Origin of the sequence: Stenotrophomonas sp. SMYL41, from assembly GCF_036319965.1 — a bacterium.
GTDB classification, from domain to species: Bacteria; Pseudomonadota; Gammaproteobacteria; order Xanthomonadales; family Xanthomonadaceae; genus Stenotrophomonas; species Stenotrophomonas maltophilia_R.
On sequence record NZ_JAWIRX010000001.1, the window covers coordinates 1 to 13,354 of the forward strand.

At 68.9% G+C, this 13,354-nt stretch carries 11 protein-coding genes; 9 read left to right on the forward strand and 2 right to left on the reverse strand.

Annotated elements, in window-relative coordinates:
- Positions 1–114: 114 nt before the first annotated feature.
- Both V3B30_RS00005 and V3B30_RS00010 read right to left on the reverse strand, forming a co-directional pair.
- The gene (locus V3B30_RS00005; protein ID WP_262082380.1) at positions 115–1,635 is read right to left on the reverse strand and encodes a thioredoxin family protein; all 1,521 of its coding nucleotides are present in this window, start codon (positions 1,633–1,635) and stop codon (positions 115–117) included.
- A 119-nt stretch (positions 1,636–1,754) separates the two neighbouring features.
- The gene (locus V3B30_RS00010; protein WP_100472908.1) at positions 1,755–2,204 is read right to left on the reverse strand and encodes a GNAT family N-acetyltransferase; all 450 of its coding nucleotides are present in this window, start codon (positions 2,202–2,204) and stop codon (positions 1,755–1,757) included.
- Between the two features lie 66 nt (positions 2,205–2,270).
- Here V3B30_RS00010 and V3B30_RS00015 point away from each other — a divergent pair, with 66 nt between their 5' ends.
- The 9 genes from V3B30_RS00015 (at position 2,271) to V3B30_RS00055 (ending at position 13,343) form a co-directional block, all read left to right on the forward strand.
- Positions 2,271–3,206: a TIGR03571 family LLM class oxidoreductase gene (locus tag V3B30_RS00015; protein WP_262082381.1), complete on the forward strand. Its 936-nt coding sequence runs from the start codon at positions 2,271–2,273 to the stop codon at positions 3,204–3,206.
- 113 nt (positions 3,207–3,319) lie between these two features.
- Positions 3,320–3,631: a DUF3817 domain-containing protein gene (locus V3B30_RS00020; protein WP_262082672.1), complete on the forward strand. Its 312-nt coding sequence runs from the start codon at positions 3,320–3,322 to the stop codon at positions 3,629–3,631.
- A gap of 151 nt (positions 3,632–3,782) precedes the next feature.
- Positions 3,783–4,979 (forward strand): MFS transporter, encoded by a 1,197-nt coding sequence (locus V3B30_RS00025; protein ID WP_262082382.1) that lies wholly within the window; start codon positions 3,783–3,785, stop codon positions 4,977–4,979.
- Complete coding sequence (locus V3B30_RS00030; RefSeq protein ID WP_262082383.1) at positions 4,976–6,169, forward strand: isochorismate synthase; 1,194 nt, start codon at positions 4,976–4,978, stop codon at positions 6,167–6,169. The genes V3B30_RS00025 and V3B30_RS00030 overlap by 4 nt, the downstream gene beginning before the upstream one ends.
- Entirely contained in the window at positions 6,166–7,818 is a 1,653-nt protein-coding gene (locus tag V3B30_RS00035) for an AMP-binding protein (RefSeq protein ID WP_262082384.1), read from the forward strand. The genes V3B30_RS00030 and V3B30_RS00035 overlap by 4 nt, the downstream gene beginning before the upstream one ends.
- Positions 7,818–8,450 (forward strand): isochorismatase family protein, encoded by a 633-nt coding sequence (locus V3B30_RS00040; protein WP_262082385.1) that lies wholly within the window; start codon positions 7,818–7,820, stop codon positions 8,448–8,450. Before V3B30_RS00035 ends, V3B30_RS00040 begins: the two co-directional genes overlap by 1 nt.
- Positions 8,450–8,707 (forward strand): phosphopantetheine-binding protein, encoded by a 258-nt coding sequence (locus V3B30_RS00045; RefSeq protein WP_100472890.1) that lies wholly within the window; start codon positions 8,450–8,452, stop codon positions 8,705–8,707. The genes V3B30_RS00040 and V3B30_RS00045 overlap by 1 nt, the downstream gene beginning before the upstream one ends.
- Complete coding sequence (locus V3B30_RS00050) at positions 8,704–12,594, forward strand: enterobactin synthase subunit F (RefSeq protein ID WP_262082386.1); 3,891 nt, start codon at positions 8,704–8,706, stop codon at positions 12,592–12,594. Before V3B30_RS00045 ends, V3B30_RS00050 begins: the two co-directional genes overlap by 4 nt.
- The gene (locus V3B30_RS00055; RefSeq protein WP_262082387.1) at positions 12,585–13,343 is read left to right on the forward strand and encodes a 2,3-dihydro-2,3-dihydroxybenzoate dehydrogenase; all 759 of its coding nucleotides are present in this window, start codon (positions 12,585–12,587) and stop codon (positions 13,341–13,343) included. Before V3B30_RS00050 ends, V3B30_RS00055 begins: the two co-directional genes overlap by 10 nt.
- Positions 13,344–13,354: the final 11 nt, after the last annotated feature.

The following is a 13,354-nucleotide window of genomic DNA, read 5'->3' on the forward strand; positions in this document are numbered from 1 at the left end:
CCATCGAGCACCATGGAGGGGCTTTTGCGTGTCCTGGCCAGCGGCCCCCGCCCCCTCCCACACGGATCAACAAAAGCGCCGGCAGGCGAACCAGCCGCCAGCGCTTTCATCAACTCAGCTCAACCAGTCCTTGCACGCACCATCCACCTGTTCACCGCATGCCTGCTGCATCCGCTGCTGCAGTCGTGCCAGTGTCTCTGCGCCCCGGTGCTTGCTGCTCCACGCCTTCAGCTGCCCGGCCAGGCGCTCGAAACGCTGGCGGGTACGCTGGTGGTAGCCCGACGGTTGTGCCTCCAGCTCGGTAATCAACGAGGCGGTGGCCTGCTCGATGCGCGGTGCATCGTCCGGCGCCAGCTTGAGCAGGCCTTCCACGTAGAGCACGCCCCACTGCACGCGGGTGGCCGGGCCCTGCGAGCCATCGTAGGCGCGCTTCAGCCACGCCAGCGCACCGGCGGTGTCGCCGCGCTGCTCGGCCAGTTCGGCCAGTTCGGGCATGTAGTAGTACGGCTGTTCGCTGCGCTTCAGCTCGGCCAGCAACAGCGCCTCTGCCCCCGTGTCGTCGCCGACCTCGCGCAGGGCATAGACCGCACTGCCGATGGTGGCCTGGCGTGCATGCGCATCGGTAGCGGCGGCATCGGCAGCGGCCACGCGTTGCTTCACCCGTTCCACCAGCGCGGCCGGCAACGCGCCCTTTGGCTGCTGCTGGCGGGCCAGCGATACTTCGGTCAACGCACGCGACAACGCATCGTCGGCGCGGTCGCCGCGTTCGGCATCGGCGCGCTCCAGTGCGACCAGCAGCTGCTGGCCCAGTGTATTGGACGTGGCCGGGCCTGCGCTGGCCTGCTTCACGAGTTTGGCGCCGGCATAGCCCAGCAGCTCGCGGTTGCGACGCACCTCCGCAGGTTGCGCCAGCACGGCCTGCAGCAGTTCGCGCACTTCGGTGGGCGCGGCATCGGGCTTTTCGGCTGTAGCCAGGGCAAGAAGGGCGAAACGGCGCTGCAGGGCGGCGCCGGGTGCGGCCTTGGACAGCTGGCGCAGCACGTCCTGGCTCCGGCGCTCGCCGGCCAGGCGGTTGGCGTCTACTTCCCAGCCATAGTCGCCCAGCACCTGCCAGTCTTCGGCGGCCAGCCGGCCCGGTGTAGCCAATGCGGTAGCCAGGGTGGCAGCAACAGCACTGCGGCGGCCTGCAGCCACGGTCAGGGCCCGGGTCAGTTCGGCGGCATCATTGCCACCCGCCACGCGGGTGATTTCGTTGCGCTGCGGGTCCAGCACGATCAGCGTCGGGTAGCCGCGCACGCCGAAGCGCTCGCCCCAGGCCTGCGCACCTTCCTCGTCGCCATCCAGGTAGACCGGCACGAACTTGCTGGTCAGCGCGATGAACGCCGGGTCCTTGAACAGGCCGGCCTTGAGCTGGTTGCACGGTGGGCACCAGACGGCGCCCCAGTACAGCAGCACCGGCTTGCCGCTGTCGGCGGCCTCGGCGAAGGCATCATCGACGTCGCCCTGGCGCCAGGCGATTCCCTTGGCCGGTGCGGGCGCCTCGGCGGAGTTGGCGGTGGAAACCGGGGCCGGGGTGCAGGCGCTCAGCGCCGAAGCCAGCAGCAACACGGAAAGCGCGACGCGCATCGGCAGCATCTCGAAGGGCGGGGTGAAAGGCCATTGTAGGAACGGCCGGCGCAGGCGCTGATTCAGTTTGCTTATGACGGGCGTGCTGCAGGGCATGACGGCCGGCGCGCATTGCAGGGCAGTTGCCTTCAGGCCGTTGCCCGCACCATCTGCTGATACACCAGACCATTGAACTCGCCTACATCACCATCCAGCACGAAGCCATAGCGCAGGTAGGTCGGCACCGCATTGAGGGATGCGCGCACGGTCAGCACCGGTTCGCGCACCTGCGGCAGCACCGCCTCGAACAGCGCATGGCCGATGCCCTGGCCCTGGCAGGCGGGATCGACGAACAGCATCGCCAGGTGCCGGCCTTCCTTCAGTTCGATCACGCCGACGATGAGGCCGTCCTGCTCGGCCACCAGGATGTGGTTGTCACCCTGCAGGCGCACAGCGAACGCATCCGCTGCAGCGACACTGCCGAACGTGGCAATGCCGGCAGCGCCGAGCGTCGGCGCCACTGCCTCGTTGAACGCGGCCAGGCACAGCGTACTGATCGCAGGCAGGTCATCGGCATGAGCGGGACGGATCTTCGGCATGCAGCGTTCTTCCTGTGGTGTGTGGCGTGTCATCGTCGCCAGGTACCTGCACGCTAAGCTGGCGGCATGAGTGAATTCAATCCCGCCTACGCTTCGTTGTTTCCGCAACAAGGACTGAGCCTGGGCCTGATGACGCCCGTTGCGGCGCATGGGCTGGCCGATCCGCGCGAGGCGCGGCGCATTGCACGGCTGGCCGATGACCTGGGCTTTGCCGCGTTGTGGACGCGCGACGTGCCGTTGATGGTACCGCAGGGCCCGGATGCGACAGCGAGCGCACTGGATGACCCGTTCCTGTGGCTGGGCATGCTGGCCGCCGCGACCGAGCGCATCGTGGTCGGCAGCGCGGCCATTGTGCTGCCGCTGCGGCAACCGCTGCAGGTGGCGAAGTCGGCCTTGAGCCTGGACCGGATCAGTGACGGGCGCTTCGTACTGGGCCTGGGTTCGGGTGACCGCCCGGAGGAGTTCGCTGCGTTCGGCGAGGATCTGGAGGGGAGGGCGGCCACGTTCCGCGAGCGCTGGTCGCTGCTGCGCGCCGCACTGTCACCCGATGCCGGGGAACGGGCGACAGTGCTGCAGGCGACCGGTGGCTTTGATGTGCTGCCGGCGCCGGCCACGCGCATCCCGATGCTGGTGGTGGGTACCGCGCGGCAGAGCCTGCAGTGGATCGCGCGCGAAGCCGAGGGCTGGGCCACGTATCACCGCGAGGAGGCCGCACAGGAAGGGCGCATCGGCCTGTGGCAGCAGGCGCTGGGGCAGCGCAATGGGCCAGGCAAGCCGTTCGTGCAGTCGATGCTGCTGGACCTGCAGGCGGATCCGCAGGCGCCGGCGGAGCCGCTGCCGCTGGGCCTGAAGGTCGGCCGCGACGGTCTGCGTGACTATCTGCTGCGCGTGCATGCGCAGGGCGTGGCGCACGTGATGTTCAATCTGGTCGACAACGGGCGTCCGATGGATGAAGTGCTGCGTGAGATCGGCGAGCAGGTGCTGCCGCATATGCTCCGGTAGGTGTCCACCTTGGTGGCCCGGCGCTACCCGCCGGTGTCCGGAACGTTCGCATCTGCGTATCATTCGCATTTGATATCCCGACGCCGGAGCCCCGCGTGACCCAACGTTCCCCCATGCACCCGACCGGACGCCTGTTCGCGGCGGTCGCTTTCATCGAGGCCGTGACCTGGGCCGGTCTGCTCATCGGCATGTGGATGAAGTACGGCCCAATGGCCAACGTGGCGTTGGTGAAGCTGTTCGGCCCGCTGCACGGCGTGGCCTTCCTGGTCTACGTGGCGGTCACCCTGTTCGCGGCGGTGCGGCTGCGCTGGCCGTGGTGGGCGAGCGCGCTGGCCCTGCTGGCGGCCATCCCGCCGCTGGTGACGCTGCCGCTGGAGTGGTGGTTCAAGCGCCGTGGTCTGCTGGGCCCGCGTGCAATGCGCTGAACCCACTGTTGCACGCCCATTCAAGAGAATGGGTATCAAATGCAAATACGAGCCGTTATCATTTAAGGGTGGCATCCAGTCCTGAGCAGGGCCGGTGCCGGGCGGGGCGCAGGTGCGCCCGGCCATCCTTTCCTGTTACGGCTGGTGTTCCATGCACGCACGTCCCGTCGTTCCCGGCTTGCCGGCGCTGGTGTTGGCTGCCCTGATCGGCACCATGGCGATGATGTCCTTCGTCGCTGTGATCGGCCCGGTGGTCCGCATGCTCGGTCTATCCGAGTGGCACGCCGGACTGTCGGTGACCGCTGCGGGCGTGCTGTGGATGCTGGCCGCGCGCCCGTGGGGCCAGCTCAGCGACCGCATCGGCCGCAAGCGTGTGCTGATGCTGGCGATGAGCGCGTACACCGTGGTCTACATCGCGCTGGCGGTGTTCATCGACGTCGCCCTGCAGGCGGTGCCGCCGGTACTGGTCTCGGTGCTGGTGCTGGTCGGTGCGCGTGGCCTGATTGGCCTGTTCTACGCGGCGGTGCCGCCTACCGCTGCTGCGCTGATCGCCGACAAGGCACCGGCCGGCCAACGCGCCAGATTCCTCGCCCGCCTGGGCAGTGCCAACGCATTGGGCATGGTGCTGGGGCCGGCTGCCGCGGGTTGGCTGGCCTATACGAACCTGTCATTGGCGCTGTATGTGGCCGCCGTGCTGCCGCTGCTGGCGCTGGCATTGCTGGCCTGGCGGCTGCCGGCCACGCCACCAGTGGCCGGCGGCGGAACGCAGCGGCGCGCGCCGATGCGCCGTCTCGACCCACGCTTGCGCCTGCCACAGTTGGCTGCATTCATTGCCATGATCTCGGTGACCATCGCACAGGTGACGGTGGGTTTTTTCGCGATTGATCGCCTTGGCCTGGATGCAGCTGCGGGTGCACGCATGGCCGGCATCGCACTTACCGCGGTTGGCGTCGGACTGATCCTGGCGCAGGCGCTGGTGATGAAACTGGACGTGCATCCACGCCGCTGGATCGTGCTCGGCGCCCTCGTTTCCGGAATCGGCTTTGCTTCGGTAGCGGGCGTGCAGCAGGGCTGGCAGTTGCCGGCGGCGTACGCGCTGGCCGCGTTCGGCATGGGCTTCGTATTCCCCTCGTTCCAGGCGCTGGCCGCGGACGCGGTGGAAGCGCACGAGCAGGGTGCGGCTGCGGGCACCGTTGCTGCCGCGCAGGGCCTGGGCATGGTGGCCGGGCCGATGCTCGGCACGCTGTTGTATCGCGGCGGGCCCAGCCTGCCATACCTGCTGGTCGGCACGCTGCTGCTGTTGCTGTGCGCGCTGGCCGCAGTGCATCGCATGAAGGAGACCCCATGAACGATTCCCTGATGCAGGCGGCGTGGCCGGAGGCTGCGCCGGCCGCGCTGGAGAACACCGACGATGCGTCGCTGTTCCTGCTGCAGCATGCTGGCCAGCATGTGCACGCACGTGGTTGCCGGGCGACGCTGCCCGGTGGCGCACTGGCAACCCTGGCCGAGCGGGTTGCGGAGTTCTTCGCCCAGCAGCGTGGCGGCCCGGGCCTGCTGGTGGGCGCGGTGCCGTTCGAGCCGCGTGCCGACGACGCGCTGTACCAGCCCGAGCGGCTGCTGCCGGCGCTGCCGCTGCAGCCACAGGCGGCGCCGCCGCTGGAGGGGGCGCTGCAGGCCGAGCCCGCAGCGCAGGACTATGCCGGCGCGGTTGCCGCAGCCGTGAGCGCGCTGCGCGCGCCCGAACAGGACCTGCACAAGGTGGTGCTGGCACGCAGCCTGCTGGCCCGCACCCGGCAGGCGCTTTCGCCGGAGGTGCTGCTGGCACGGTTGGGTGCGGATCCCTCGGTGGCCACCTATGCGGTGCCGTTGCCGGTCGAACTGGGGCAGGCGCCGGCCTGGCTGGTCGGGGCAACGCCGGAGCTGCTGCTGCGCAAGCGTGGCGTGCAGCTGCTGTCGCACCCGCTGGCCGGGTCCGCGCGCCGCAGCGCCGATGCCGTCGAAGACGAGCGTGCCGCGCAGGCGCTGCTGGCCTCGCGCAAGGACCATGACGAGCATCGCCACGTGGTCGAAGCCATCGTCGAAGGCCTGGCGCCGTACTGCAGCCACATCGATGCACAGCCGCGGCCGGCGCTGCATGCGACTGCCAGCATGTGGCACCTGGGTACCCGCATCCACGCGACCCTGAAGGATCCGCAGACAACGGCGGCCGAGCTGCTGGCGCAACTGCATCCCACACCGGCGGTCTGCGGGACACCGCGCTTGGCGGCACTGCAGCGCATCCGTGAGCTGGAGCCGGTGCCGCGTGGTTTCTACGCTGGCGCGGTCGGCTGGCTGGATGCACAGGGTGATGGCGACTGGTACGTGGCGATCCGCTGCGCACGGCTGCAGGGCACGCAGCTGCGCCTGTACGCCGGCGCCGGCATCGTCGCCGACTCAGCGCCCGAGGCCGAGGTCGCCGAAACCGCAGCGAAGTTCGCTGCCCTGTTGAACGCACTGGGCGTCCATGACGCCGCGCCCGCCATCGAGCCTGCCGTATGAATACCTCCGCTGATACTTCCCGCCTGCCACTGCAGCAGGTATGGCCTGATGAGCTGGTGGCGCGCTATCGCGAGGCCGGTCATTGGCGTGGCGAAACCTTCCCGGCATTCCTGCGCCAACGCGCGGAATGCTACGCCGATGACATCGCAGTGGTCGCCGGCGATGTACGCCTGAGCTATGCGCAGCTGTGGCACGAAGCCGGTCGCATCGGCTCCGGCCTGCTGGCGCTCGGCCTGCAGCCAGGCGACCGGGTGCTGGTGCAGCTGGGCAACACCGCCGGGTTCATCACCACGGTATGCGGGCTGTTCCGTGCCGGGCTGGTGCCGGTGTATGCGCTGCCTGCGCACCGCATCACCGAGCTGGTGCACTTCGCCAACAAGGCCGAGGCCAGTGCCTACATCACTACCGACCTGCACGATGGCTTCGATCATCGCGGGCTGGCGCGGGCGCTGCAGGCGGAGGTGCTGTCGGTTCGCCATGTGGTGATCGATGGCGGTGCCGCGGAATTCATCGCGCTGGAGTCGCTGCAGGGCGACCGCAGCGAGCTGCCGGCCGATCCGGATCCGCAGTCGGTGGCGTTCCTGCAGATCTCCGGTGGCAGCACCGGGCTGTCCAAGCTGATCCCACGCACCCACGACGACTACATCTATTCGTTCCGTGCCAGCAATGACCTCTGCGGCATCGACCGCGACAGCGTGTACCTGGTCGCGCTGCCGGCCGCGCACAACTTCCCGATGAGTTCGCCCGGCTTCTTCGGTGCGCTGTATGCCGGCGCCCGCGTAGTGCTAAGCCCCGGCCCCGGACCGGATGCGGCCTTCCCGCTGATCGCCCGTGAGAAGGTGACCTGCTGTGGCCTGGTGCCGCCCTTGGCGCTGTTGTGGGCACAGGCGGCGGCGACCACCCCACACGATCTGTCCAGCCTGCAGGTGCTGCAGGTGGGCGGTGCCAAACTGGTGCCGGAAGCGGCACGGCGCGTGATCGACGGCCTGGGCTGCACTTTGCAGCAGGTGTTCGGCATGGCCGAGGGGCTGGTCAACTACACTCGCCTGGACGATCCGGAGGAACTGATCGTGGCCTGCCAGGGCCGGCCGATCAGCCCGGATGACGAGGTGCGCGTGGTCGATGACCACGATCAGCCGGTGCGCGAAGGTGAAGTAGGCCATCTGCTGACCCGCGGCCCGTACACCATCCGTGGCTACCACAACGATGCAGTGGCCAATGCGCGTTCGTTCACCGACGACGGCTTCTACCGCACCGGCGACCGTGTGCAGCAGCTGCCCGGTGGCTACCTGGTGGTGCAGGGCCGCGCCGGTGACCATATCAACCGGGCGGGCGAGAAGATTTCCGCCGAGGAGATCGAAGACCATCTGCTGGCGCACCCGGGCGTGTTCGACGCCGCCGTGGTCTCCATTCCCGACGAGTATCTCGGTGAGCGCAGCTGCGCGTTCGTGATCCAGCAGGGTGAGCCGATCAAGGCACCTGCACTGAAGGCCTGGATGCGCACGCGCGGCCTGGCCGCCTTCAAGGTGCCGGACCAGGTCGTGTTCGTCGAAAGTTTCGATACCACCGCGGTCGGCAAGATCAGCCGCCGCGAACTGCGCGCGCAGCTGCGTGCGCGTCATCTGCAACAGACAGGAGGAACGCGCTGATGGCGCTGCCCCGCATCACCCACTATCCCTTGCCGACCGCTGCCGAACTGCCGCAGGCGCGCGGCCCGTGGCGCCCGCAGCGCGATCGTGTCGCACTGCTGGTGCATGACATGCAGCGCTACTTCCTGGCCGCATTCGACGCCGGGAACGCGCCGCTGCGGCCCGCGGTGGACAACATCGCGCGCCTGCTGGCGCATTGCCGCGCACACGCCATTCCGGTGTTCTACACCGCCCAGCAGGGCGACCAGGATCGCCGCGACCGTGGCCTGCAGGCCGACCTGTGGGGGCCGGGCATGCGCCGCAGTGCCGATCATGAGCCGATCATCGAGGCGCTGGCACCGCAACCTGGCGAGCATGTGCTGGTGAAGCACCGCTACAGCGCGTTCCAGCGCAGCAACCTGGAAACACTGATGCGGGTGCGTGGCCGCGACCAGCTGCTGGTGACCGGCGTTTACGCGCATATCGGCTGCACTGCCACCGTGGTCGAAGCCTTCCAGCGTGACATCGAGGCGTTCATCGCAGCTGACGCGGTGGCGGATTTCTCCCGCGCCGACCACGATCAGGCGCTGCACTGGATCGCACGCACCTGTGGCGTGCCGATGACCACGGATCAGCTGCTGGAGGTGCTGTGATGGCGGCCACGGCTGAGGTGCTGGATCTGGAGCGGATGCGTGCCGACGTGGCGCGGGTGCTGGAGTGCACGCCGGCCGAGATCGGTGACGACGACAACCTGATCGACCTGGATCTGGATTCGATGCGCATGCTCGGCCTGGTCCTGGCCTGGGGCAACACCGGTCTGCCGCTGGAGTTCTCGCAGCTGGCCGAGCACACCACGCTGCGCCAGTGGTGGGGTGTGGTGCAGAAGCTGCAGGCCGCGCAGAACGCATGAACGCCGCCGCGCTGGCCACGCCGGTGGCATTGACCGAGGCCCAGGCCGGACTGTGGTTCGCGCAGCGGCTGGCACCGGGCAATCCATCGTTCAATACCGCGCATGCGGTGTGGATCGACGGCCCGCTGGATGTGGCCGCGTTCGCCGCCGCGGCAGACCAGGCGGCGAGCGAAGCCCAGGCCTTCGCACTGCGCTTTGCCGAGGGAGCCGACGGTCAGCCGCTGCAGTGGCGTGATCCGGCGCACGTGCCGCTGCTGTCGCTACGTGATCTATCCAGCGAGGCCGACCCGGCGTCGGCGGCGCGCGCCCTGATGCAGGCCGACCGGCTCAGCGCGGTCGATCCGACCCGCGACCGTATCAGCCAGCAGGTGTTGTTCGATCTGGGCGGGCAGCGCTGGGTCTGGTATCTGCGCGTGCATCACCTGGCGGCCGATGGCTATGGCATGGCACTGTTCACCGATCGCGTCTGCGCGTTGTACGCAGGGCGTGGTGGTGAGGCACTGCCGGCCTTGGCAGGAGTGCTCGCCGATGATGCCGCGTACCGTGCCGATCCGCGCCGTGCGCAGGCCGGGCACTGGTGGCGCGAACAGTTGCAGGGGGCGCCGGCAGGCGTGGGCCTGGCGGGCACCATGGCGGCCAGCGACGATGCGCTGCGCTGGGTACAGCCGCTGGATGCCGGGTTCCGTGAACAGCTGCTGCAGGCCTCGGTGCGTTGGTTGCAACCGTGGCCGGATGTACTGGCCGCACTGTCTGCCGAGTATCTGCGACGAATGAGCGCCACCGATGAAGTGGTGCTGGGCGTGCCCTATATGGGCCGGCTCGGCAACGCATCGGCGCGCGTTCCGGCAATGGTGATGAACGTGCTGCCGCTGCGGGTGGCGGCCGGCGAGGGCAGTGTCGAGGCGTTTACCCGGGCATTGGGCCGGCAACTCAGCCAGGGCCGCAAGCACGGCCGCTATCGTGGTGAGCAATTGCGCCGTGACCTGGGCCTGGTGGGCGCGCAGCAACGGCTGCATGGGCCGCTGGTGAACGTGCAGCCGTTCTACACGCCGCTGGCCTTGCCGGGGGTGCAGGCCACGCTGGAGGTGCTGTGCACCGGGCCGGTTGACGATCTGACGCTGGGCTTCCGTGGTGACGGCCAGCGCCTGCTGGACCTGGAGATTGAAGCCAATCCCGCGCTCTACAGCCGCCAGGATGTGCAGGCGCACGCGGCGCGGCTGCTGCATTTCGTGTCGGCGGCGCTTGAGGCTGAAGACATCGCGGCGGTGCCGCTGGCCACCGTTGAAGAAGCGCAGCAGGTGGTGCACGGTTTCAATGCCACCGCGCATGCACTGCCGCAGACCACGCTGGTCGAGCTGCTGCAACAGGGCATGGACCGCGATCCACAGGCACCCGCGCTGGTGTTCGGCGACGCCGCGTTGGATCACGCAACGCTGGAAGCGCGCAGCTTCGCACTTGCCGCGCAGTTGCGCGCGATGGGCGTCGGCCCGGGCAGTGTGGTGGCGGTGGCGCTGCCGCGCTCGCTGGAACTGGTGATCGCGCTGGTGGCGGTGCTGCGTGCCGGCGCCGCCTACCTGCCGCTGGATCTGGCCCATCCTGACGAACGCCTGGCCCGCATCCTTGCCTCGGCACGACCGGCCTGCGTGCTGGCAGCGGCGGACGTGTCGAAGCGCATGGCCGGCGTACTGGTGCTCGCACCCAAGCAGTGGACCGCGCTGAGTTTCGCGGCACCATGGGCCGATCCGGCGCCCAGCGATGCAGCCTATGTGATCTATACCTCCGGTTCCACCGGGGAGCCAAAGGGCGTGGTCATCGAGCACCGCGCCATCGTCAACCGCCTGCTGTGGATGCGTGAGCACTACGGCATCCGTGCCGACGACCGGGTGTTGCAGAAGACACCGGCGACCTTCGATGTCTCGGTCTGGGAATTCTTCCTGCCGCTGCTGTGCGGGGCCACGCTGGTGATCGCCGGGCCGGATGCACATCGGGATCCCACCGAGCTGGCGCGACTGATCCAGGCCCATCGCATCACCACGGCGCACTTCGTGCCGTCGATGCTGGATGCCTTCCTCTCTGCACCGGCCTCCGAAGGCCTGCAGCTGCGGCGCGTGTTCACCAGTGGAGAGGCGCTGGACGCATCGCTGCGCGATCGTTTCCACGGGCGCGTGCACGCCGAGCTGCACAACCTGTATGGCCCGACCGAAGCAGCAGTAGACGTGAGCTACTGGCCGGCCTCGGCGCAGGATCGCGCACGGCCGGTACCGATCGGTTTCCCGGTCTGGAATACCCGCCTGTACGTACTGGACGCGCGGATGCAGCCGCTGCCGGTGGGCGTGGCTGGCGACCTCTACCTTGGGGGCGTGCAGTTGGCGCGTGGCTACCTGGGTCGCGATGACCTGACCGCCGAACGCTTCCTGGCCGATCCCTTCCTGCCGGGTGAGCGCATCTACCGCACTGGCGACGTAGCGCGTTGGCGCAGCGATGGCGCAGTCGAATACCTGGGCCGCAGCGATCACCAGGTAAAGCTGCGTGGCCTGCGCATCGAACTGGGGGAGATCGAGGCGGCGCTGCGTGAGCTGCCGGGCATGGAGCGGGTGGAAGTGCTGCTGCGCCAGGACGCACCCGGTGATGCCCGGCTGGTCGCCTATGTGCCGTCCGCGCTGGCAGACGCCAGCGTGCTGCGCAGCCATCTGGCCACACGCGTGCCGGACTACATGGTGCCGGCGGCGTTCGTTGCCGTGGATCATTGGCCGGTGACCGCCAACGGCAAGCTCGACCGCAACGCCTTGCCGAAGCCGCCGCAGAACGAGATTGCTGGGCTGGCGCCGCGCACGCCGCTCGAACAGGAACTGGCCGTGCTGTTCGCACAGGCGCTGGGCCGCGAATCACCGGTGGCGGTGGATGCGGACTTCTTCAACCTCGGCGGCGACTCGCTGTCGGCAGTGCACCTGCTGCTGGCCATCGAACAGCGCTGGCGCTGCGATCTGGGCCTGGGCGCCTTGTTCGCACAGCCGACCGTGGCCGCACTGGCGACGCACATCGCCGAACCACCGGCGCTGGCCGATCACGCGTTGGGGCCGGTGATCTCGTTGGCCGCGACCGATGCGGCCGAGCTGGCGCCCTTGTTCGTCCTGCACCCGGCTGGCGGCATTGCCTGGAACTATCGCAGTCTGGCGCGGGCCCTGCAGCCGACGCGCGCGGTATACGGCCTGCAGTCGCCCGCGCTGGATCCGAAGCAGCCGTTGCCGCCCAGCATCGAAGCCATGGCCAACGACTACGTGCAGCGCGTGGTCGCATTGCAGCCGAAGGGACCGGTGCACCTGCTGGGCTGGTCGGTGGGCGGCATCCTCGCCCAGGCGATGGCGGTGCGCCTGCATGAGATCGGTCGTGAGGTCGGTGAACTGGTGCTGCTGGATGCCTACCCCAGCGAAGTGTGGCGCGCCAAGCCGGAACCCGATCCTATCGCAGCACTGCGCGCCCTTCTGGCGATTGCCGGGCATGACCCCGACGCACATCCGGAGCTGGACAGCCGTGAGCGCATCCTCGCCTTCCTGCGCCGTGGCGGCAGTGCGCTCGGCAGCCTGCCCGATGTCGTGCTGGATGGGGTGGTGCGTGCAGTGACCGGTACCAATCGCTTGATCCGGGAGCATCATCATCGGCCGTTCGACGGCACGTTGGTGCATGTGCGCGCGGGTCGCGACCATCAGGCGCGGCCGCAGCTGCAATCGGCGTTGTGGCGCGCACACGCACTCAGGGTGCAGGCACTGGAACTACCGTTCCTGCACGCCGAGCTGACCGGCCGCGATGCGGTGGCTCAACTGGCGCCGTGGTTGTCGGCGCGCCTGCGCCACTGGGATGAGCAACAGGAGATCGCAACATGCAGTTGACCGGCTTTGAGGGTCGCGTGGCACTGGTGACCGGCGCTGCCGGCGGTATCGGCGAGGCGCTGGTTCGCTTGCTGGCCGAGGCTGGCTGCACGGTGGTGGCGACCGATCGCGAGGCGCCCGTGGTAGCAGATGCACGTGTGCAGGCGTTTGCGCTCGATGTGACCGACAGCGTGGCGGTGGACGCGCTGGTGGATCGTGTAGAAGCCAGCATCGGGCCGATCGGCCTCGCCGCCAGCGTGGCCGGGGTGCTGCACGTGGGCGAGGTGGCCGGCACCACCGATGCCGATTGGCGCCAGGTGTTCGCGGTCAACGCCGATGGCGTGTTCCATGTCGGGCGTGCGGTGGCGCGGGTCATGTCACCACGACGGCACGGCGCGATCGTCACCGTCAGTTCGAATGCGGCCGGCGTGCCACGGCACGGCATGGCGGCCTATGCCGCGTCCAAGGCCGCCGCCACGATGTTCACCCGCTGCCTCGGGCTGGAACTGGCGCCGCTGGGCATTCGCTGCAACATCGTCGCCCCGGGTTCAACGCTGACCCCGATGCAGACCGGCATGTGGCAGGACGAGCATGGGGCAGAGCGGGTGATCGCCGGCAGCCCGGAGACCTACAAGGCCGGCATCCCGCTGCGCAAGCTGGCCACCCCGGAGGATGTCGCGCACTCGGTGATGTTCCTGCTCTCCGAGCAGGCCGGGCACGTGGCGATGAGCGACCTGTACGTGGACGGCGGCGCTACCCTGCGCGGCTGAGGTCTGCCAAT